At 35.5% G+C, this 22,555-nt stretch carries 18 protein-coding genes; 10 read left to right on the forward strand and 8 right to left on the reverse strand.

The annotated features are described in order from the left end of the window. The coding region (locus A9G32_RS12385; RefSeq protein ID WP_176701358.1) for an IS3 family transposase at positions 1 to 651 on the reverse strand (651 nt) is incomplete at its 3' end. Positions 652 to 914: 263 nt separating this feature from the next. On the opposite strand from A9G32_RS12385, the gene A9G32_RS12390 reads away from it, so the two are divergent. Beyond that, positions 915 to 1,166: a YfhL family 4Fe-4S dicluster ferredoxin gene (locus A9G32_RS12390; protein WP_034911286.1), complete on the forward strand. Its 252-nt coding sequence runs from the start codon at positions 915 to 917 to the stop codon at positions 1,164 to 1,166. Between the two features lies 1 nt (position 1,167). Here the strand turns inward: A9G32_RS12390 and ispH are convergent, their stop codons facing one another. From ispH to folE, 5 genes are all read right to left on the reverse strand, one after another. Then, the gene (ispH, locus tag A9G32_RS12395; protein WP_065589775.1) at positions 1,168 to 2,115 is read right to left on the reverse strand and encodes a 4-hydroxy-3-methylbut-2-enyl diphosphate reductase; all 948 of its coding nucleotides are present in this window, start codon (positions 2,113 to 2,115) and stop codon (positions 1,168 to 1,170) included. A 1-nt stretch (position 2,116) separates the two neighbouring features. Further along, positions 2,117 to 2,602, reverse strand: coding sequence for a signal peptidase II (gene lspA / locus A9G32_RS12400; protein ID WP_202983962.1), 486 nt, complete (start codon positions 2,600 to 2,602; stop codon positions 2,117 to 2,119). A 90-nt stretch (positions 2,603 to 2,692) separates the two neighbouring features. Beyond that, positions 2,693 to 5,500, reverse strand: a complete 2,808-nt coding sequence (gene ileS / locus A9G32_RS12405; RefSeq protein ID WP_065589774.1) for an isoleucine--tRNA ligase — start codon at positions 5,498 to 5,500, stop codon at positions 2,693 to 2,695. A gap of 30 nt (positions 5,501 to 5,530) precedes the next feature. Next, positions 5,531 to 6,475 (reverse strand): bifunctional riboflavin kinase/FAD synthetase, encoded by a 945-nt coding sequence (gene ribF, locus A9G32_RS12410; protein ID WP_065589773.1) that lies wholly within the window; start codon positions 6,473 to 6,475, stop codon positions 5,531 to 5,533. Between the two features lie 179 nt (positions 6,476 to 6,654). Further along, a complete protein-coding gene (gene folE, locus A9G32_RS12415; protein WP_065589772.1) occupies positions 6,655 to 7,314 on the reverse strand; it encodes a GTP cyclohydrolase I FolE in 660 nt (219 codons plus the stop codon). Positions 7,315 to 7,516: 202 nt separating this feature from the next. On the opposite strand from folE, the gene polA reads away from it, so the two are divergent. The 6 genes from polA (at position 7,517) to asnB (ending at position 16,167) form a co-directional block, all read left to right on the forward strand. Continuing rightward, on the forward strand, positions 7,517 to 10,288 hold the full coding sequence (polA, locus tag A9G32_RS12420) for a DNA polymerase I (RefSeq protein ID WP_065589771.1): 2,772 nt from the start codon (positions 7,517 to 7,519) through the stop codon (positions 10,286 to 10,288). Between the two features lie 281 nt (positions 10,289 to 10,569). Then, on the forward strand, positions 10,570 to 12,000 hold the full coding sequence (gene gltX / locus A9G32_RS12425) for a glutamate--tRNA ligase (RefSeq protein WP_065589770.1): 1,431 nt from the start codon (positions 10,570 to 10,572) through the stop codon (positions 11,998 to 12,000). Between the two features lie 55 nt (positions 12,001 to 12,055). Then, a complete protein-coding gene (locus A9G32_RS12430) occupies positions 12,056 to 13,669 on the forward strand; it encodes an intermembrane phospholipid transport protein YdbH family protein (RefSeq protein ID WP_065589769.1) in 1,614 nt (537 codons plus the stop codon). A gap of 11 nt (positions 13,670 to 13,680) precedes the next feature. After that, on the forward strand, positions 13,681 to 13,866 hold the full coding sequence (locus A9G32_RS12435; RefSeq protein WP_034911268.1) for a YnbE family lipoprotein: 186 nt from the start codon (positions 13,681 to 13,683) through the stop codon (positions 13,864 to 13,866). 105 nt (positions 13,867 to 13,971) lie between these two features. Beyond that, positions 13,972 to 14,316 carry a YdbL family protein gene (locus A9G32_RS12440; RefSeq protein WP_065589768.1) on the forward strand — a complete coding sequence of 115 codons (345 nt, stop codon included), beginning with the start codon at positions 13,972 to 13,974 and terminating at the stop codon, positions 14,314 to 14,316. A gap of 177 nt (positions 14,317 to 14,493) precedes the next feature. Beyond that, entirely contained in the window at positions 14,494 to 16,167 is a 1,674-nt protein-coding gene (asnB, locus tag A9G32_RS12445; RefSeq protein WP_034911264.1) for an asparagine synthase B, read from the forward strand. A gap of 80 nt (positions 16,168 to 16,247) precedes the next feature. On the opposite strand, the gene satP is transcribed toward asnB, so the two are convergent. Then, complete coding sequence (gene satP, locus A9G32_RS12450) at positions 16,248 to 16,826, reverse strand: acetate uptake transporter (RefSeq protein ID WP_065589767.1); 579 nt, start codon at positions 16,824 to 16,826, stop codon at positions 16,248 to 16,250. Between the two features lie 229 nt (positions 16,827 to 17,055). Here satP and dnaK point away from each other — a divergent pair, with 229 nt between their 5' ends. The 3 genes from dnaK to A9G32_RS12470 all read left to right on the forward strand — a co-directional run bounded on the left by dnaK (position 17,056) and on the right by A9G32_RS12470 (position 21,680). Continuing rightward, complete coding sequence (gene dnaK / locus A9G32_RS12455; protein ID WP_065559975.1) at positions 17,056 to 18,972, forward strand: molecular chaperone DnaK; 1,917 nt, start codon at positions 17,056 to 17,058, stop codon at positions 18,970 to 18,972. 125 nt (positions 18,973 to 19,097) lie between these two features. Beyond that, entirely contained in the window at positions 19,098 to 20,225 is a 1,128-nt protein-coding gene (gene dnaJ, locus A9G32_RS12460) for a molecular chaperone DnaJ (protein ID WP_065589766.1), read from the forward strand. A gap of 304 nt (positions 20,226 to 20,529) precedes the next feature. Further along, a protein-coding gene (locus tag A9G32_RS12470) for an IS3 family transposase (RefSeq protein WP_141672917.1) occupies positions 20,530 to 21,680 on the forward strand; the annotation gives its coding sequence in 2 pieces (ribosomal slippage) (positions 20,530 to 20,776 and positions 20,776 to 21,680; 1,152 coding nt in all). A 252-nt stretch (positions 21,681 to 21,932) separates the two neighbouring features. Here A9G32_RS12470 and A9G32_RS12475 read toward each other — a convergent pair. Next, entirely contained in the window at positions 21,933 to 22,241 is a 309-nt protein-coding gene (locus A9G32_RS12475) for a hypothetical protein (protein ID WP_065590575.1), read from the reverse strand. Positions 22,242 to 22,555: the final 314 nt, after the last annotated feature.

Raw genomic sequence — 22,555 nt, forward strand, 5'->3', positions numbered from 1 at the left:
ATCATAGGGGCAGCCTTTGCGACTTAACGACCGTTTAATTCCAAATGCTGTTAAACATTCATCAATCAAATGATTATCAAACTCTTTTCCTCTATCAGAATGAAACAACTCAATCGTCTGTAAGTTCATTGGAATTTGACTCATAGCTTGCATGACCAGTGCCGCTGTTTTATGCCTGCCAGCACTTCGCCCCACTATTTCTCGATTACTGATATCAACAATTACACAAAGGTAGTGCCAACGTTGTTTAACCCTTACATAGGTTAAATCGGTCACCAATATCTTTCGTGGTTGACCTATATCAAATTCTCGATTCAGTTCATTCCCCACCGGTGATTCATTGCTTTTTTCTGTATGAATACAATATTTTTTACAGGTGTATTTCGAAACCCAGCCATTTTTCGCCATGATTCGACCTATTCGGCGTCGAGATACGGTTATGCCTTGCTTTCTCAGCTCTGCTTGTAGACGCCTTGTGCCATAAGCACGATAATTAGTATTAAAAATTTCACCCACTATTTCACTCAGTGATATATCTTGTGATTGCTGCGTTAATTGCCGTTGATAATAGAAACGATTTCGGGTTACATTTAAACATCGACATAATGCACGTAAGCTGTATCGATGCTTATTATGTAAAATTAACTCGATTTTCTTCCCATTATCAACGCCGCTTGCTTTAGGATATCATTCTCCATTAACAAGCAAGGATAGTAACTGAAGAACGATTAGCCATCTATAACAGTGAAAGACTTCATGTTGAATATAAATACGAAAACAAGCAGTATGATTTTCTAAAAATTCTTTGCAAAGATTGAACTACTCAATAAGCGATAACGCGATCTTTATTCGGATTTATTGGTGATTACGCTATAATGGCACTAATTTTTTTAATTAGTAAAGTTAGAAGAGCAATGGCGTTAAAAATAACCAATAAGTGTATTAATTGTGACATGTGTGAGCCTGAGTGCCCAAATGAGGCAATCTCAATGGGGTTTGATACTTATGAAATTGATCCCAATAAATGTACAGAATGTGTCGGTTATTATGATCATTCGACTTGTCAGCGAGTCTGCCCTATTCAAAATGCCATTATTGCGGATCCTGAACATATTGAAACAAAAGAAGAGTTATTAGTAAAATTTGAGGGGCTTAAGTCTTCTTAAATCAGTTTAATTTAATATCAATTCGAAGTTCTTTTGGAATTTCAAAAGTGATATTTTCTAAAATGCCATCTGTCTCAATAAGCGATGTACAACCTAAGTTTTTTAAATGATCAATCACCTGCTGTACTAAAATCTCAGGCGCAGAAGCTCCTGCTGTTACGCCGATCGTATGTGTGTTTATTAACCACTCTTTTTGGATGTCAGATGCAAAATCAATTAAATAAGCTTGTTTGCTGTTTCGCCTTGCTAGCTCGGCTAGGCGATTTGAATTAGACGAATTTTTAGAACCTACGACTAAAACAATGTCTGCGCGTGATGATAATTGTTTCACTGCTTGCTGGCGATTGGTTGTGGCATAGCAGATATCATTTTTGCGTGGGCTGCGAATATTAGGAAAACGTTTTTTTAAAGCATCTATAATTTGAGCCGTATCATCAACGGATAACGTTGTTTGAGTGGTAAAGCAAAGATTATTTTCGTTTTTTACCTGTAGCTTTTTTACATCATCAATTGATTCGATTAAATAAATACCACCTTCGGGATTGCTATATTGTCCCATTGTACCATCTACTTCAATATGCCCAGCATGGCCGATTAAAATAACTTCTTCACCACGATAACTCGATCTAGCCACTTCCATATGTACTTTGGTTACAAGTGGGCAAGTGGCATCAAAAACACGGAGTTTATGTTGTTTTGCTTCCTCACGGATAGCTTTAGACACCCCATGCGCTGAAAAGATAAGAATTGAGTTATCGGGTACTTCGCTAATATCTTCAATGAAAATTGCCCCTAATTCTTTTAGGCGATTAACGACATAGCGATTGTGTACTACTTCGTGACGGACATAAACTGGTGCGCCAAACAATTCTAGTGCGCGTTCAACAATTGTGATAGCACGATCAACACCAGCGCAAAAACCGCGAGGATTGGCCAAAATAATTTGCATACTATACAGTCTTCTTTGGTTTTTTATAATTACTGAAAATAAATAGTCCAATACCAACGCAGATTGCACAGTCAGCAATATTAAAAGTTGGATAGTGCCAGTCACCAAAATTGACATCTAAAAAGTCAATCACAAATCCATGATAAAGACGATCAAATAAATTACCTAATGCACCGCCTAAAATCATTGATAACGACAAGTTCTCTAATTTTTGTTGGCGAGTGTTGCGGTATAACATACGTACTATCACGGCACTGATAATTAAAGCGATAGCAGCAAGCATCATACGTTGCCCTTCAAAAATGCTAAAGGCAGCGCCAATATTGCGTACATAAGTGATAGAGAAGAATGGCAAAAGATTCACTGATTCAAATAGCGAGAAATTATTTATAATCCAAAATTTACTTGCGATATCAATGATAAAAACAATGATTGCAAATAATAACCAGTAAAGTCCATTATCTTTTTTCATATAGTTTGTGCTCATTATTATGTTTCCGCCGACAATCGTCGGCGCAAAAGGTACTAGATTGCTTAAGGGATTGGCATAGCTCCATTTAATTTACTAAATAGGTTGCTATGCGAAATGCCTTACCTCGCCTTTGCCGTGAATGTTTTCTTCACAACGCTTACATAAATGTGATGTTGGCTCATTATCGATGGTATAGTGCCAGCAACGAGGGCATTTATCACCTTGTGCTTTAGCAAGTTCAATTTTTAGTCCTTGAATATCGCTTTGCACCGCATTTTCAGGTGCTTCTTGTAATGGTTTTACGCTAGCTTGTGATGTTAGTAATACAAAGCGTAATTCGTTTTCTAATTTAGCTAATGTTGCTGCAATATTTTTATCAGCATAAAGCGTAACAGCAGCTTCAAGTGCACCACCAATCACTTTATCATTACGACCTTGTTCAAGCACTTTATTCACTTCGCTACGAATGGCTAAAATATGAGCCCAATATTCGCTATTTAATGCTTCGCTTTCTGGCAATGTAAATAGTGCTGTATACCACTCATCTTCAAAAACAAATTCTTGTTTATCAGCCATTGGCAGATATTGCCAAATTTCATCAGCAGTGAATGATAAAATAGGTGCAATCCAACGAACCATTGCTTGCGCAATATGATATAAAGCAGTTTGGCAACTGTGACGGGCAATACTATCACTTTTTGCTGTGTATTGGCGATCTTTAATAATATCTAAATAGAATGATCCCATTTCGATTGAGCAAAATTGCATAATACGTTGTACAACTTTATGGAAATCGTAATTTTCATAAGCCTGAATAATTTGTTCTTGTGCTTCTTTTGCCATACTAACTGCCCAGCGATCAAGAATAACCATATCTTCTTGTTTTACCATATCTTTAGCTGGATCAAATCCATTTAAATTTGCCAGTAAAAAACGTGCGGTATTACGAATACGGCGATAACTATCGGCAGCTCGTTTGATAATTTCTTCCGAATAACTCATTTCGCCTGAATAATCGGTCGATGCAATCCATAGGCGTAAAATATCAGCCCCAAGTTTGTTCATCACTTCTTGTGGTGTCACAATATTACCTAGTGACTTAGACATTTTACGGCCTTGACCGTCAACCACAAAACCATGTGTTAATACTTGTTTATAAGGGGCTTTATTATCAATTGCTGTTGATAACATTAATGAAGACATAAACCAACCACGATGTTGATCTGAACCTTCTAAATAAAGTTCTGCATCATGTCCTTCAAATTCAGGGCGTGCACGCACAACAGAAGAAAATGTTGATCCTGAGTCAAACCAAACATCTAACGTATCAGGTACTTTACGATAATCATCAGCATCAGGACCTAAAAGATCTTTAATATCAGCATCCCACCAAGCTTGAATGCCATCTTTTTCAACTAACTGTGCAACTTTTTCAACTAATGCTAGTGTATCTGGATGAAGTTCTTCGGTCTCTTTGTGAACAAACAACGTCATAGGTACACCCCATGTGCGTTGGCGAGAAATACACCAATCAGGGCGATTAGTAACCATGGTTTCAATGCGTGCTTGTCCCCAATCAGGGATCCAACGAACTTGTTTAATTTCTTTTAATGATTGCGTTCGCAGACCTTGTTTATCCATGCTAATAAACCATTGTGGTGTAGCACGATAAATAACCGGTGTTTTATGACGCCAACAACATGGATAGCTATGTTCAATATTTTCAAAGTGTAATAGTGCGTTATGTTCTTTTAACATTTCAACGACAACTTTATTCGCTTTGAACACAAATAATCCATCGAGACCAGCGCCCGTTCCAGGCAAGTAACAACCATTACCACCAACTGGATTTGCCACTTCAAGACCATATTTTTGACCGACCATAAAGTCTTCTGTACCATGTCCTGGTGCGGTATGCACAGCTCCTGTACCTGCATCAATTGTAACGTGTTCGCCAAGTACAACTGGTTCATCAAAATCAAGGAATGGGTGTTTAAAACGTAACAACTCAAGAGCATTACCTTGGCAGCTACCTAATACTTTCCATTGGTCGATATTGGCACGTTGCATCACAGACTCAACTAAATCAGTTGCTAAAATTAAGCACTCTTTATCATTAATTTGAACAAGTTGATATTCAAAATCAGCATTTAAAGCTATCCCTCGGCTAGCTGGTAATGTCCAAGGCGTGGTTGTCCAGATAACAGCATAAATGGTTAAATCAGTATTGATACCAAATTTATTTGCTACGGCTTGATTATCAACAGCTTTAAATTTCACATCAATTGCTGGCGATGATTTATCATAATATTCAACTTCTGCTTCGGCTAAAGATGACATACAATCGGTACACCAATAAACAGGTTTAGCGCCTTTAACTAAATGACCGTTTTTTATCACTCTACCTAACGCACGGATAATATTCGCTTCGGTATTGTAGTCCATTGTACGGTAAGGGTTTTGCCAATCACCTAGTACGCCCATACGGATAAAATCAGCTTTTTGTAGTTCAACTTGTGAAGCGGCATAATCGCGGCAAATTTGACGAAACTCAGCAGGTGTTACTTTTACACCTGGTTTTCCTACTTGCTCTTCAACTTTTTGTTCAATCGGTAAGCCATGACAATCCCATCCTGGAATATAAGGGGAATTATAACCGCTTAACCCTTTTGATTTGATAATAATATCTTTAAGGATTTTATTAACGGCGTGACCAATATGTAGTTTTCCGTTTGCATAAGGAGGGCCATCATGCAGAATAAAGTTTTTTTTACCTTTTTTGGCCGAGCGAATTTTGCGATAAAGTTCTTTATCGTACCAATTTTGTAACATTGCTGGTTCGCGTTTAGCAAGATCACCTCGCATTGGGAATCCAGTTTCCGGTAGATTCAATGTATTTTTATAGTCTGTCATGCTGATTTATTCCAGTTAAATGTGTTGATACTACTTTTTATTGGTTAATTTTGCACTGATCTTTTTCGCAGTGCAAATATCTTGTGTAATTTGTTGTTTTAATTCTGCTAATGAGTCAAATTTTTTCTCATCGCGTAATTTTTTGATGAGCGTTATGTCTAAATATTGTCCATATATATTACTCGAAAAGTCAAAAAGATTTACTTCAAGTATTGCGGTTTTTCCATTAATAGTTGGTCTTATCCCAATATTGGCAATACCGTGATAATACTGATTATTGCAGATATTTTTGACTTTAACAAAATAGACTCCTTGTAGTGCAGGCTTTTTTCGATGTAAGTGAATATTTGCTGTTGGAAATCCCAATTCCCTTGCTAAAGCATTGCCATGGACTACGCGACCTTGAATTGTATAATCACGGCCTAATAGACAATGAGCCAATTCAAAATCACTATTCAAAAGTGCTTGGCGAATAGCAGTACTACTTATACGGAAATTATTCCAAACAAATGTTGGTATGCTTTCTACTACAAAATCATGATTTCGCGAATATTGTTGTAGAAGGTTGATATCCCCTTTACGTTCAAATCCGAACCGAAAATCATCACCAATTGTAATGTATTTAGCTTGTAGCTTATTGATCAACCAATCTTGAATAAAATGATCGGCAGACATATTGGCAAAAGTTTGGGTAAATGGAATAGCAATAATATAGTCGATACCTAATTTTTCAATAAAAATAACTTTTTCATGAAATGAAGTTAAACGTGACGGCGCATTATCTTGGGCAAAAAACTCTAGTGGTTGCGGCTCAAATAACATCACAACAGTGGGAAGATTGAGTTTTTTACCTTGTTTAATAATATGGTTAATTAATTGTTGATGTCCTAAATGCACGCCATCAAAATTTCCCAAGGTTAGAACACATTGAGAAAACTGATTTTTTAGATTAGTTATACCACGGATAATCTTCATGAAAACAATGTTATTTATATTAAGTAACCAAGAATTATACCAATCTTTCTTGAAGATGCACGCAATATAAAGTTGGATTTTATCGCTTTTCTTCAAGCATTTTCACTGTTTGAGATAAAATGCTAAGTGACTCGGTCATACTTTAAACTGTTGTGATTCAAACATACCCATTTATAAAATTAATAATGGTTTAGTGCTCGCAAAAATTCTTGCCTTGTGCTTGGGTTTGTTTTAAACCCGCCTCCGAGGGCAGTTGTTGTTGTAATACTATTGGAGTCTTTAATGCCTCGGGCTTTAACGCAATAATGGGTTGCATCAATAGAAACTGCTACATTAACCGTACCTAGTAGTGTTTGTAGTGCCACTAAAATTTGTTGTGTTAATCTTTCTTGTACTTGAGGGCGTTGGGAAAAAAAAGTTACAATTCGATTAATTTTCGATAAACCAATGACTTTATCTTTGGGAATATAAGAAACCGTTGCTTTACCGTCTATTGTGACAAAATGGTGTTCACAGACACTAGTTAGTGTAATATCGCGAACCGTTATCATTTCATCAACTTGCATTTTATTTTCGATTAACGTAATTTTTGGAAAATTTTCGTAATAAAGACCAGAAAAAATCTCATCAACATACATTTTCGACACGCGGTGAGGAGTTTGTGCAAGGCTATCATCAGATAGATCAAGTTCCATTAGCTTCATAATTTCACGAAAATGCGACTCGATTTTTGCTTTACGCTCATTATTATCTATAACTAGACGGCATAATGGTGTTTCAAGATTTTTAGCTGCAAGGGCTTCTTTGACTTTTTGCGCGGCAAGGCTTAATTGTGTCATTTATTACATACTCAAGCGAAAATGAATGCGTTATTATATAACACTCATTGCGCAATATACAGTTGTTTACACATGATTTTATACTGAAACATAGTGTTACCTGAAACTTTTTTACATTATATTGTTGACTTGGTAAGAATATTATTGCCAATTAGGTGTTATACTATCAGCCATTAAATTAAATAATGTTTAGGTAACCATAATGCCAAATAATACACCGATTATTTTAATTGATGGATCATCTTATCTTTATCGTGCTTTTTTTGCTTGTCCACCATTAACCAATGCTAAAGGTGAGCCTACAGGCGCTATTTTTGGTGTGGTTAATATGGTTCGTAGTTTAATTAATCAGTACAATCCTACACATATTGCCGTGGTTTTTGATGCAAAAGGAGGATCATTTCGCAATGAGCTTTATAATGAATATAAAGCCACGCGAGATGAAATGCCTGAAAATCTTCGTCCGCAAATCGAACCTATTCATACTATTTTGAAAGCCATGGGATTACCATTACTTTGTATTGAAGGTGTTGAAGCAGATGATGTAATTGGTACATTAGCAAGACAGGCTGAGAGGGAGAATCTAGAAGTATTAATCAGTACTGGTGATAAAGATATGGCACAGCTAGTGAGCGATAGAATTACATTGATTAATACGATGAATAATACCCAATTAGATTCACAAGGGGTAATAAAGAAATTTGGTGTTCCGCCAGAAAAAATTATTGATTATTTAGCTTTAAGAGGCGATTCGTCTGATAATATTCCTGGCGTACCAGGTATAGGTGAAAAGACAGCACAAAGTTTGTTATCTGAATTTGATGGTGTAGAAGATATTTATAATCGGTTAGACGATATTGAAAAATTGAAGATCCGAGGCGCTAAATCTTTAAAACAGAAATTGATTGATAATCAAAATGATGCCGATCTTTCTTATTTACTTGCAACAATCAAAACTGATGTTAAGTTAGATTTTTCCAATGAACAATTATTGGTAGGTGATATTGATGTTAAGGCTCTAGTTGAATTATTTAATTATTATGGTTTTCATCGTTGGCAAAAAGAATTAATGGCTGGTACTTTTTTAAATCAGCAGAAAAATCAAGTTATAGAAGGTGATGATAATTACTTCATTCAAGAAGAACAAACAACAGCACAAAAAAGAGAGACTGATTACCAGTGTATATTAACTGAAAAGCAATTAGATGAATGGATCACAAAATTAACAAATAGCGGACTATTTGCTTTTGATACTGAAACAGATAATGTTGATCACGTGCATGCTAAATTAGTTGGTATATCATTAAGTGTTGAACCTCATCAAGCGGCTTATATTCCACTTTCTCATCAGTATTTAGGTGTTCCTAAGCAATTACCACTAGATGATGTATTAGCTAAATTAAAACCAATATTTGAAAATCCAGAAATCAAAAAAATTGCCCAAAATGCAAAATTTGATTACAGCGTGCTAGCAAATTATGGCATAACCATACAAGGGATTGCGTTTGATACTATGATTGAATCTTATGTATTAAATAGTACTGACCGTCATGATATGGATAGTTTGGCCAATCGTTATTTGGATCATAAAACCATTACTTATGATGAATTAACTAAATTTGATAAAATTCAGGTTACTATTGATAATATTGATGTGGAAAAAACCACACAATATGCTGCTGAAGATGCTGATGTTACCTTACAATTGCATAATAAATTATGGCCAGTTCTTGAAAAAGATGAAAAATTAAAAGCTCTATTCACAGATATTGAAATGCCTCTCACCACTTTGATAGCAGAAATGGAACGAACAGGCGTTTTGATTGATGTCAAGTTATTAAATAAACATTCTAGTGAATTGAGAAAGAAATTAAACGAAATTCAAGAAACGTTACAATTGTTGGCAGGTGAAAAATTTAATCCAGCATCACCTAAACAGATTCAAGCTCTTTTATTTGATAAACATCAATTACCAGTTCTCAAAAAGACACCAAAGGGCGAACCATCAACCAGTGAAGATGTTTTGAGTGAGCTAGCTAATCAATACGAATTGCCACGCATGATCTTGCTTTATCGTAGTTTAGCTAAGTTAAAAAATACCTATACCGATAAATTGCCATTGATGGTTAGTCCTATCGATCATCGTATTCATACCAATTATAATCAAATTGGTACTGTAACTGGGCGATTGTCGTCAAATGAGCCAAATTTACAACATATCCCAGTGCGAAATGAAGAAGGGCGACGAATTCGCCAAGCTTTTATTGCACCAAAGGGATATAAAATTATTTCGGCAGATTACTCGCAAATTGAATTACGGATCATGGCGCATCTATCACAAGATAAAAGTTTACTTTATGCTTTTTCTCATGACAAAGACATTCACCGTGTTACGGCTAGTGAAATTTTGGGTAAAACTGAATCTGAAGTGACTTCTGAAGAGCGAAGACGTGCAAAAGCGGTTAACTTTGGATTAATTTATGGTATGAGCGCCTTTGGTTTATCTAAACAAATTAATATTGCGCGTAAAGAAGCTCAGTTTTATATCGATCGTTATTTTGAGCGCTATCCAGGTGTTCAAGCGTATATGGACCAAATTCGCCAACAAGCTGCTGAACAAGGTTATGTTGAAACCCTATCTGGTCGACGTTTATATCTTCCTAAAATAAAATCAGGAAGTGGTATTGAACGACGCGGTGCTGAGCGTGCTGCTATTAATGCCCCAATGCAAGGTACAGCGGCTGATATTATTAAAACAGCAATGATTAAGGTAAGCGAATGGATAAAAAGCTTACCTGTAGGTAATGTTAGAATGGTTATGCAAGTACACGATGAGCTAGTATTTGAAGTAAAAGAAGAATTAGTTGAGCAATATAAAGCCCAGATAAAATCGATCATGGAAAATTGTTACCAACTATCTATACCATTAAAAGTGGATGTAGGTTTCGGTAATAATTGGGATGAAGCACATTAATCATACTAAATTCGTACTAAATAATTCAGCCTTATCTGTCTAGTTAAGGCTGATATTATACTTAAACGTATACTTTCCTGAAACTTTTTAACAAGTTAAATTAACCTGTTAACTATAATGGAACTATTGCCGAAACCTTTCGGCGTGTTAGAATAAGCAACTAAATTGAATCGATACAAACATATTATTCTGCTTGTTGATATATAGCAGAATTAAAGGAAATGGTGCTGGTATTCGTTTTGTTGTTAAAGCTCTATTTTCGTTATTATTAGGATTATTTCATGAAAATCAAAACCCGTTTTGCACCTAGCCCAACAGGCTATTTACATGTAGGTGGTGCACGTACAGCACTTTATTCTTGGCTTTATACTCGCCATGCAAAAGGTGCATTTGTATTGCGCATTGAAGATACCGATCTTGAGCGCTCAACGCCTGAAGCGATTGAAGCAATAATGGAAGGTATGAATTGGTTAAAATTATCATGGGACGAAGGTCCTTATTATCAAACTAAACGCTTTGATCGTTATAATCAAGTCATCGATGAAATGTTAGCCAAAGGAACAGCTTATCGTTGCTACTGTTCTAAAGAGCGCCTTGAAAAATTGCGTGAAGAGCAGATGGCAAAAGGTGAAAAAGCGCGTTACGATGGGCATTGCCGTTGTGCTTCAGTACAACAAGAGCATACTCATGATGAGCCACATGTTGTTCGTTTTGCTAACCCTACTGATGGCACCGTTATTTTTAATGATTTAATCCGTGGTCCAATTGAGATTGCTAATAAAGAGCTTGATGATCTTATTATTCGCCGCACTGATGGTTCACCAACTTATAATTTCTGTGTCGTTGTTGATGATTGGGATATGGAAATTACCCATGTTATTCGTGGTGAAGATCACATCAACAACACACCACGCCAGATCAATATCCTAGAAGCATTAGGAGCGCCAATTCCTAAATATGGTCATGTATCAATGATTTTAGGGGATGATGGACAAAAATTATCTAAACGTCACGGAGCGGTTAGTGTCATGCAATATCGTGATGATGGTTATTTGCCCGAAGCATTACTTAACTATTTAGTGCGTCTTGGTTGGTCACACGGTGATCAAGAGATATTTTCTGTTCCGGAAATGATTAGTTATTTTTCATTAGATGCGGTTAGTAAATCAGCCAGTGCCTTTAATACTGAAAAATTACTTTGGTTAAATCACCATTATATCAACCATCTTGATGCGGATTATGTTGCTCAACATTTAATTTGGCATATGAACCAACAAGGATATGATTTATCACAAGGTCCTGATCTTATCACTATTATTAAGTTATTTGGTGAACGTTGTAAAACGCTTAAAGAGATGGCTGAATCATGTGCTTATTGCTATCGAGATTTTGAAGATTATGATGCCGATGCAGCTAAAAAACATTTGCGCCCAGTCGCCAAACAGCCATTAGTAACAATTAAAGCAAAAATTGAAGCTATTGCTGACTTTGATTGGCAAATTGATAAAATTCATCATGCGATTGAAGCAACTGCAACCGAGCTTAATGTTGGTATGGGTAAAGTTGGCATGCCATTACGCGTTGCTGTAACAGGTATCGGGCAATCGCCATCGGTTGATGCAACTGTTTTTGCGGTAGGAAAAAAACGAGCGCTTGCTAGAATTGATAAGGCTTTGGCATATATTAATCAACGTGAGCAATCTCAAAATTAATATATTTATTGCAGGGAAAATCCCTGTAACCCTTTTTGTCAAAGTGAGAACTTCTATGGTTCGCTTAAAAAAACGCTATTGGATCTTACTCAGTATCTTATTTTTCCTCATACTGTTTTGCTTGTTTGGGTGGCATTATTGGCAGACTTTCAAGCAGAAAAATGGGATTATTGTTGATTGGCATGGTGCTAGCGTTGGCTTTAAAGGTCTTACTTTTGACGAACTTACTGTCAGTAAACCATCCCAAGTTTCTATAACTGCTAAAAATTTATCAATTTCATTATCGCAGTTAACTGCAAATAATTTAGATATTTATTGGCAACCCAATGAATCTGAAATAGCTTTAGAAACTATTGAAAACACGGTTGATACAACGACTGAAACGCTTAATCAATCTGATCCCGATCTCTCTTTGATTTCAACTATTATTTATTGGTTACCTAAAACGATTCATATAGATACACTGCGATTTTATGAACAAAATAAAGCGAGATTAGATTTAAAAGTTGATATAAGTAAACAGCAAGAAGCAATACAACTTAATTTATCAACCAATACCCAAGAAATAACACAATTGTCTGCCACTTTGTTGTTTAATCAACAGGCTTTGCGGATTGACATACAAAACGGCCTTTTTAAAACATCCCTAAATCGATTTGGTTTACAAAATAGTAATTTAGTCTTACCGTTTACTGGTTGGCTATCTAGCCATCAATTGGAATTAATAACTTCGGATAAAGCATCAATTAGTTTAGAAAAAGCAAATCTTTCTGATGATTTAATCCTTGGTTCTTCCAATGGGGATTTCAATATTCAACTTAAATCAAACATTCCATTTGATAGTAACCAACTATCTGCTATAGCAACATTAACCATTAATAAACTCAATGGTATTTATAAAACTAGTGAAATTAAATCGGTTACAGGCGATATCAATATTATTATTAAAGATAACCAATTTACTATTTCAACACCAGTATTAAATATTCAAGAAGTAAATATGGGGATCGCTTTTGAAAAGATTAAATTAATTGGAAGCTATTTAGCCTCGTTTAAAGCACCAAACAAAGGAACGGTTACATGGAAAAAAGCTCAAGCTAATATCTTCTCTGGTTTGGTTTTTATTGAAGAAAATAAATTGAATTTAGCTAAATTACCCCAACAATTTAATTTAAGGTTAAAACAGATACAACTAAAAGATATTTTTAAGCAATATCCTTCTGAAGGGCTTGCTGGTGATGGTGCAATTGATGGAGTTTTACCTATTACGTTATCAGAGATAAAGAAAAAGGGTGAAACAGCTTTAAAATTTGTCATTAAAAATGGCAAGTTAGTTACGATCAACGAGGGTTATTTACAATTTGAAAATTCTGCCCTCAAAAGCTATGGGCAAAATAACCCCAATATGAAAATACTCACTGATATTATTAAAAATTTTCATTATACTAAGTTACAAGGCGCAGTTGATTACGCTAATGACATTGCCAAATTAAAATTGAATATTCAAGGCAGTAATTTGGATGTCGAAAATGGCAAAGCGGTTAATTTAAATATCAACCTTGAAGAAAATATGACTAAATTGCTCATGAGTTTACAGTTATCCGATCAAATTAGTGAGCCAATCCGTAAACGTATTGAAGCTTATTTAAAAAATAAATCTTCAAAATAAGGGGTTATTTTATGGTACGAAATGTTATTGCAATTATAATATTAGCAGGTGTATTAACGGGTTGTTCACCGACTGTCAAAGTTCAAGCACCGAGTGAACCAATTAATATCAATTTAAATGTTAAGATAGACCATGAAATTAATATTAAGGTTGATAAAGCTTTAGATAATATAATCAATAAATCTGGATTATATTAATTAATAAGTTTTATTTTTATCTGTCTTTTTGATTATAAGTATTAATAAAAATCTATACTCACATTCAAATAAATAAAATACGATGTATTTATTAAGGAGTTTGTTATGAATATCTGTAAGAAAGCAACCTTGGCATTATTTTCAGTTGTGTTATCTTTTTCTGCGTTTGCATTAAATTTAGATCAAGCAATAGATTCATTAAGCCAAGCCAAAGTTCAAGGGATAGTTGGTGAACAGGCTGATGGTTATTTAGGTGTAGTGAAAAACGAAGGTAACGCTTCTGAAATTGCGCAATTAATTAATCAGGCTCGTAAAGAACAATACCAAAAAGTATCAGCTGAAAGTAATGTCCCTTTAAGTGAAGTAGAAAAAAAGGCCGGTAGTAAAGCGCAAGAAAAGACCCCAGCAGGTCAATATATAAAGCGACAAGGCCAATGGTTAAAAAAATAATTGCTACTTTTTTCAGTAGTAAGAAAAGTATAATCACATTATGCTTTAATTGTGTATAAATAATGTGTATTCTGTTTGTTTAAATATTTGTTTTATGTTTAACAAAATAAAAAAATTTATCTAGTTAGTTTTTACTTGTAACAGTATCGCTTATGCGATTTGAAATGGAGAAAATCAATGTGTTCGATTTTAGGTATTCTTGATATTAAATCAGATCCAGAACAGCTACGAACAAAAGCATTAGAGCTATCATGTCTACAGCGTCATCGTGGTCCTGATTGGTCTGGTATCTTTGCGTCTGATAAAGCAATTCTTGCTCATGAACGTTTATCAATTGTAGATGTTAATACAGGATCTCAGCCTCTTTATAATAAAGATAAAACCCTAGTTTTAGCGGTAAATGGCGAAATTTATAATCATCAAGAACTCCGAAATCAGTACAAAGATCGTTATGAGTTTCAAACAGGTTCTGACTGTGAAGTGATTCTTGCTTTATATCAAGAAAAAGGTATTGATTGCCTTGATGAATTACAAGGTATGTTTGCTTTTATCCTTTATGATATCAATAAAGGCAGCTATTTTATTGGCCGTGACCATATTGGTATTATTCCAATGTATACAGGTCATGATGAAAATGGCACATTTTATGTTGCCTCTGAAATGAAAGCATTAGTACCTGTTTGTAAAACAATTGAAGCTTTCCCTCCAGGATGCTATCTATCTAGTACTGAAGGTGAAATCAAAACGTATTACAAACGTGACTGGATGGATTACGAAAATGTGAAAGACAATAAAACGGATATTAATGCACTGCGTGTTGCATTAGAAGAGTCTGTAAAAAGTCATTTAATGTCTGACGTGCCATATGGTGTTTTATTGTCAGGTGGACTTGATTCTTCCGTCATTTCAGCGATCACTAAAAAATTCTCAGCACGTCGTGTTGAAGATCACGAAAAATCAGAAGCATGGTGGCCACAGTTACACTCATTTGCTGTAGGTTTAAAAGGTGCTCCAGATCTAAAAGCTGCACAAGCGGTTGCTGATCATCTAGGTACAGTTCACCACGAAATTAACTTTACCATTCAAGAAGGTATTGATGCTATTCGTGACGTAATTTATTTCATTGAAACTTATGATGTCACCACAATCCGTGCTTCAACACCAATGTATTTAATGGCACGTAAAATCAAAGCAATGGGAATAAAAATGGTACTTTCTGGTGAAGGTGCTGATGAAGTGTTCGGCGGTTACCTCTATTTCCACAAAGCGCCAAATGCTAAAGAGTTCCATGAAGAAACCGTACGTAAATTAGCAGCACTACATATGTATGATTGTGCACGTGCGAATAAAGCAATGGCGGCTTGGGGCGTTGAAGCTCGAGTCCCATTCCTTGATAAAAAATTCTTAGATGTCGCAATGCGCATTAATCCAAAAGATAAAATGTGTGGTAGCAATGGCAAAATGGAAAAACATATTGTCCGCGAAGCATTTGAGTCTTACTTACCTGCATCGGTTGTTTGGCGTCAAAAAGAACAATTCTCTGATGGTGTTGGTTATAGTTGGATTGATACATTAAAAGAAATTGCAGAAAGTAAAATTACTGATCAGCAATTAGAAAATGCAAAATTCCGCTTCCCATATAATACGCCAACTTCGAAAGAAGCTTATATGTATCGTGAAATTTTCAATGAACTATTTCCAGTTGAAAGTGCAGCTCATTGTGTACCAGGTGGTCCAACTGTTGCATGTTCAACTGCTAAAGCAATTGAATGGGATGAATCATTTAAGAATTTAAACGATCCATCTGGACGTGCGGCGGTTGGTGTTCATAACGACGCTTATAAAAAATAATTGATTTTAGCGATAATTATTTGATATAAAAAACGGGGAATATTCCCCGTTTTTTATTAACGATAGACTAAATTAAATTATTAATGCGCATCGCCTTTAGGTGCACCAATCGGTAAAACCGTACGACCAAATTGCTCATTAATCACTTCTGCCATTGCTAAATAAACAGCACTTGCTCCACAAATAATGCCTTCAAAACCTGCAATATGAATAATGCCATGGTTACCTGAAATATTACCAATAGCTAATAAAGCAAATAAAACGGTTAAACTAGCAAAAACAAATTGTAATGCGCGGTTGCCTTTTAATGTACCAATAAACATAAAGCCAGTAAAAATTCCCCATAACGCAAGGAAAATACCAACAAAAGTGGCATCAGATGGCGCTGTCGCTGGTGAAGTTGGTAAATACCAAATACCCACTAACGCAATCCAAAAGAAACCATAAGAAGTAAATGCCGTTGTACCAAACGTATTACCTTTTCGAAATTCTAAAATACCAGCAATGACTTGCGCAAGGCCGCCATAAAAAATACCCATTGAGACAATTACTGTCATAGCAGGAAAAAATCCAGCATTATGAATATTCAATAAAATTGTTGTCATACCAAATCCCATTAAGCCAAGAGGGCCAGGATTTGCAAGTTTTGTTTGTTCCATAAGGATCCTATAAATTAAGTAAGATGATTAAAGAGCGGCAATAATAAGTGTAGAAAACGCCATAATCAAGGTTTTAGAAAAATAATTTTTTTGTACCCCCTTGATATTAATAATAACGTTCCCATTTATGTGAAAACAAAAAACATTTCTTTGTGAAGTAAGGGCTTGAAAATTAAAATTTAAGACTTATATACAAGAAATAAAATACAGGTTTTGAGGAGAAAAGATTATGGGTAAAATTATTGGTATTGATTTAGGTACAACAAATTCATGTGTTGCTGTAATGGACAATGGTCAAGCAAAAGTATTAGAAAACGCTGAAGGCGATCGTACAACCCCTTCTATTATTGCTTATACACAAGATGGAGAAATCTTAGTTGGTCAACCAGCAAAACGTCAAGCAGTAACCAATCCACAAAATACACTATTTGCAATTAAACGTTTAATTGGTCGTCGTTTTGAAGATGCCGAAGTACAACGTGACGTTAGCATCATGCCATATAAGATCGTAAAAGCTGACAATGGCGACGCATGGGTTGATGTTAAAGGTCAAAAAATTGCACCACCACAAATTTCAGCTGAAGTATTGAAAAAAATGAAAAAAACAGCAGAAGATTATCTTGGTGAAGCAGTAACTGAAGCGGTTATTACTGTACCTGCTTATTTTAACGATGCACAACGTCAAGCAACTAAAGATGCTGGTCGTATTGCAGGACTTGATGTAAAACGTATCATCAACGAACCAACAGCTGCAGCGCTTGCTTATGGTTTAGATAAAGATGTAGGTAACCGAACTATAGCGGTTTATGACCTTGGTGGTGGTACATTTGATATTTCTATTATCGAAATTGACGATGTTGATGGCGAAAAAACCTTTGAAGTATTAGCAACAAATGGTGATACTCACTTAGGTGGTGAAGATTTTGACTCACGCTTAATCAATTATTTAGTTGACGAATTTAAACGTGAACAAAACTTCGATCTAAAAAATGATCCGCTAGCAATGCAACGATTAAAAGAAGCGGCAGAAAAAGCGAAAATTGAATTATCATCAGCGCAACAAACTGATATTAATTTACCTTATATCACTGCTGATGCAAGTGGTCCAAAACATTTAAATATTAAAGTGACTCGCGCTAAATTAGAATCATTAGTAGAAGATTTAGTTAAACGTTCAATGGATCCTGTAAAAACAGCATTACAAGATGCAGGTCTTTCTGTTTCTGACATTAAAGACGTTATTCTTGTTGGTGGGCAAACTCGTATGCCAATGGTTCAAAAAGCGGTTGCTGACTTCTTTGGTAAAGAGCCACGTAAAGATGTAAACCCTGACGAAGCGGTTGCAGTTGGTGCGGCTGTTCAAGGTGGTGTACTTGGTGGTGATGTTAAAGATGTTTTATTACTTGATGTAACTCCATTGTCTTTAGGTATTGAGACTATGGGTGGCGTAATGACAACTTTAATTGAAAAGAACACAACTATTCCAACAAAACATAGTCAAGTGTTCTCAACAGCTGAAGATAATCAATCAGCAGTAACCATTCATGTATTACAAGGCGAACGTAAACGTGCGGGTGATAACAAATCATTAGGTCAATTCAACCTAGACGGTATCCAACCTGCACCTCGCGGTATGCCACAAATTGAAGTTACTTTTGATATTGATGCTGACGGTATTTTACATGTATCAGCTAAAGACAAAAACACTGGACGTGAACAAAAAATTACGATTAAAGCCTCATCAGGATTAAGTGAAGAAGAGATTCAAAAAATGGTTAATGATGCAGAAGCAAATGCCGATGCAGATCGTAAATTTGAAGAATTAGCTCAAACTCGTAACCAAGCAGATCATCTAGTTCATTCAACACGTAAACAAGTGACTGAAGCAGGTGATCAGTTATCAGCTGATGATAAAAAAGCAATTGAAGATGCCGTAAGTGCTTTAGAAACTGCCGCTCGTGGCGAAGATAAAGCAGAAATTGAAGCAAAAATTAATGCATTAATGGAAGCTTCTAAAAAATTGCTTGAATTAGCACAACAACAAGCTCAAGCAGCTCAAGGTGCAGAAACAAATAGTGGAAGCTCTAATGCGCAAGATGATGTTGTTGATGCAGACTTCAAAGAAGTTGATGATGACAAAAAATAATCATTAATTACTATGTTTTTTAATGAGTTATTCCAACGAGTTTTAAACATGTAATACATTAAACGGGCGCGAGGTAACTCAAGCCCGTTTAGTTGTTTATAAAATCATAAAAATAAAGGTTAATTATGGCGAAGAAAGATTATTATGAAACATTGGGCGTCAGTAAAAGTGCCAGTGAAAGTGAGATAAAAAAAGCCTATAAACGCCTAGCCATGAAATATCATCCTGATAAAAATCAGGATAACAAAGCCGAAGCTGAAGAAAAATTCAAAGAAGTAAAAGAAGCTTACGAAGTCCTAACCGATCCGCAAAAAAAGGCGGCTTATGATCAATATGGCCATGCTGCTTTTGAACAAGGTCAAGGCGGTGCAGGAGGATTCGGAGGCTTTGGTGGATTTGGCGGCGGAGCTTTTGACGATATATTCAGTGATTTCTTTGGTGGTGGTCGAGGTCGTGGACAAACTGCATCTCGCGGCAATGACTTACAATACAATATCACACTAACATTAGAAGAAGCTGCCGCAGGTGTTAGTAAAGAAATTAAAGTTCCAACGTTAGTAAGCTGTGAAACTTGCCATGGACAAGGAACCGAAAAGCCTTCTGATGTGGTAACGTGTAACACATGTCATGGTGCTGGTGTTGTACAAATGCGCCAAGGCTTTTTTGCTGTGCAACAAGAGTGCCCAACTTGTCATGGTCGTGGTAAAGTAGTTAAAAATCCATGTAAAAAATGTCACGGTGAAGGCCGAGTACAAAAAACAAAAACATTATCTGTTACTATTCCTGCTGGTGTTGATACAGGAAATCGTATCCGACTTTCTGGTGAAGGTGAAGCTGGATTAAATGGTGCGCCATCTGGTGATTTATACGTACAAGTGCAAGTTAAATCACATGCTATTTTTGAACGAGACGGTACAAACTTACATTGTGAAATTCCAATTAATATTGTATTAGCATCACTTGGTGGCGAAGTTGAAGTGCCAACACTTAATGGCAAGGTCAGCTTAACAATTCCTGCTGAAACACAAACAGGAAAAATGTTCCGACTACGAGGTAAAGGCATAAAATCGTTGCGTGGTAATGCTGTCGGTGATCTTTACTGCCATGTTGTAGTTGAAACACCAGTTAATTTAACCAGTAAACAAAAAGAGTTACTAAAAGAGTTAGGTGAAAGCTTTAAAGCTGATAAAAACTCTAAACACAGTCCCAAAGAAAAAAGCTTCTTTGACAAAGTGAAAAAGTTTTTTGGTTAATTTGATATAGTAAAAGCACGATTGAACAGTAAAATCACTTGTTCAATCGTGTTTTAGCCAACATTAACACCTCTACCCCCATCCCTATTTATTCACAAAAACAAAAAACTTTTAGGCAAAAATTAGTTAATGCAGGTATTAGCTTTATTAAAGTTTTTGGTGTTTTTTAGCCAAATTAACCGTTTATGCAACTATTTCGTTTTTACTGCGATCCTGTTTTTTGCTTGCGATATTTGATCCTCGCCAAAAAAGTGGACAAAAGTTGCCTCTATGATATAAACAAAAATCATAGGAGACAAATATCATGGTCAAAAAATTTAGTATCGAATTCAAACAACAATCAGTGGATTATGCGTTATCTAATGCACACCTTTCTATCAGCGAACTTGCCAACCATCTAGGTGTGGGTAAATCAACCCTAGATAAATGGATTAGGCAACTTTCCCCGAATAAAACTAGCCGTCGAGAGTTAACCACTGAGCAACAGCGGATTATGGCGTTAGAAAAAGAGATTAAAGAACTGAAAATGGCTAATGATATACTAAAAAAGGCGCATGTGTACTTCATCAACAATCCAAGTCGATGAAGTACGCTTATATGAAAAATCATTTAACCTGCTATCCCGTTACTAGGATATGCTCATTACTTGGTGTCAGTTCATCGGGTTATTATGCTTGGTTAAAAAGAGCAAACAAATCAGCTAAACTCAGCGAGTATATCCAAAAACAGTATTGGCAACATAAAGCCCGTTTGGGTGCGCCAAGCCTGCTTCATGATGCAAGGGAAGCGGGCTATCAAGTTTCAGAAAGAACAATTAGCCGTGTTTTGCAACAATTGGGATTACGGAGTAAAGCAGCACGTAAATTCAAGTATAAAACAGACAAGGCTCATCACAATATTGCGCCCAACACGTTAGATAGGCAATTTAACCCTGATAAGCCTAATAAAACATGGGTAACCGATATTACTTATATTAAAACAGGGGAAGGTTGGTTATATTTGTCGGTGATTATCGATTTATATGGACGAAAAGTGATTGCTAGGCAAACGAGTCGCTACATAGACCGCCATTTAGTGTGTAATACATTAAAACAAGCTTTATTTCGGCGTCACTTTCCTAAAAATGTACTCATTCATAGTGACCAAGGAAGCCAATATTGCAGTGCTGAGTTCAAGCAATTATTGTTACAATATGGGCTAAGGCAAAGCATGAGTCGAAGAGGCAACTGCTTTGATAATGCGGTTGTTGAGAGTTTTTTTCATACACTCAAAACACATATTATTCATGACTGTTACTACAAAACGAGGAAGCAGGCTAATAAAGCACTATTTGAATATATTGAAATCTATTATAATCGGATACGCCGTCATTCAACCAATGGCTGGGTATCACCTGAACAATATGAACAACAATATTACCAAAACGAAAAAATGATAGAGGCGGGCACTGTCTAATATTTTGGCGAGGATCAATTTTTCGGTTAAAATTGCGACATAAAACTTACCGTCAGTTTCTCGGGATAGATGTAAAGCGTATGGTTTATAGCTCCATATTTTATCCCCTACTATGTTTTTATATTCTTCTTTACCATATTTTTGGGTTAATTCTTTATAAACTTTCTGCTCTATTTCTGCTGTGTATGTCATTTTTTTATAAACATTGAACACAACTAATTTGGTAGGGTTACGCTCTAAGTCATTTTCAAGTCAAATTGTTAATTTTTCGTCTTGATTGTTGGCATTTAAAGTTATTTCATAGTTTTTGATTGTGCCTTCGACTATCGATTTTTTTCCTATTTTTGATGGCGGTAATCGCATTTTCATTTCACTAATTTTTATGTCATTTTCAGAAAGGTGATATTTGTTTTTGAGTAATTCAACCAGTTCCAGTTCGGTTATTCCAAGCTTAACCCCTGCAAGTTCAAGATTTTCCGCCTGCTGTTTTGTTAAACCATCAGCCCAACAGGTTGGGATACAAAATAACAAAGTGAATAATAAAAAGTATTTTTTTAACATTGTTTAGTTTGAATAGTATATTGAATTATGAAGTTATCATTTTATTTTAATAAAATAATAAATTAGAAGCTAGCAAGTGAAAAAAATAAGTATGGTGCAAAAAGTAAGCAAAATAAATTCCTCAATCAAACTGATTATTTATACAAAAGAAATACTTAAGGAAAATTATTTTATCATAATATTTGCATTAGAATGCGCCGATAACGAAGCGAGGATAAGCTGACAAATATAAAAATCTTTCAATATGTTAAAATATTCTCCAGAAGCTTAATTGCTATAACTCATCCTCGCCAAAAAATTTCTTCAAAAAAATA

Origin of the sequence: Gilliamella sp. Gris3-2 (assembly GCF_001690345.1) — a bacterium.
In the GTDB taxonomy this organism is placed as follows: Bacteria; Pseudomonadota; Gammaproteobacteria; order Enterobacterales; family Orbaceae; genus Gilliamella; species Gilliamella bombi.

Bases quoted from the DNA above. Each gene is read 5' to 3' on its own strand.
- A9G32_RS12435 (WP_034911268.1), top strand. From the start codon at position 13,681: ATGGTACGAAATGTTATTGCAATTATAATATTAGCAGGTGTATTAACG.
- ileS (WP_065589774.1), bottom strand. From the start codon at position 5,500: ATGACAGACTATAAAAATACATTGAATCTACCGGAAACTGGATTCCCA.
- A9G32_RS12440 (WP_065589768.1), top strand. From the start codon at position 13,972: ATGAATATCTGTAAGAAAGCAACCTTGGCATTATTTTCAGTTGTGTTA.
- A9G32_RS12475 (WP_065590575.1), bottom strand. From the start codon at position 22,241: ATGTTAAAAAAATACTTTTTATTATTCACTTTGTTATTTTGTATCCCA.
- A9G32_RS12430 (WP_065589769.1), top strand. From the start codon at position 12,056: ATGGTTCGCTTAAAAAAACGCTATTGGATCTTACTCAGTATCTTATTT.
- asnB (WP_034911264.1), top strand. From the start codon at position 14,494: ATGTGTTCGATTTTAGGTATTCTTGATATTAAATCAGATCCAGAACAG.
- polA (WP_065589771.1), top strand. From the start codon at position 7,517: ATGCCAAATAATACACCGATTATTTTAATTGATGGATCATCTTATCTT.
- ribF (WP_065589773.1), bottom strand. From the start codon at position 6,475: ATGAAGATTATCCGTGGTATAACTAATCTAAAAAATCAGTTTTCTCAA.
- ispH (WP_065589775.1), bottom strand. From the start codon at position 2,115: ATGCAAATTATTTTGGCCAATCCTCGCGGTTTTTGCGCTGGTGTTGAT.
- dnaJ (WP_065589766.1), top strand. From the start codon at position 19,098: ATGGCGAAGAAAGATTATTATGAAACATTGGGCGTCAGTAAAAGTGCC.
- A9G32_RS12390 (WP_034911286.1), top strand. From the start codon at position 915: ATGGCGTTAAAAATAACCAATAAGTGTATTAATTGTGACATGTGTGAG.
- lspA (WP_202983962.1), bottom strand. From the start codon at position 2,602: ATGAGCACAAACTATATGAAAAAAGATAATGGACTTTACTGGTTATTA.
- folE (WP_065589772.1), bottom strand. From the start codon at position 7,314: ATGACACAATTAAGCCTTGCCGCGCAAAAAGTCAAAGAAGCCCTTGCA.
- satP (WP_065589767.1), bottom strand. From the start codon at position 16,826: ATGGAACAAACAAAACTTGCAAATCCTGGCCCTCTTGGCTTAATGGGA.
- gltX (WP_065589770.1), top strand. From the start codon at position 10,570: ATGAAAATCAAAACCCGTTTTGCACCTAGCCCAACAGGCTATTTACAT.
- dnaK (WP_065559975.1), top strand. From the start codon at position 17,056: ATGGGTAAAATTATTGGTATTGATTTAGGTACAACAAATTCATGTGTT.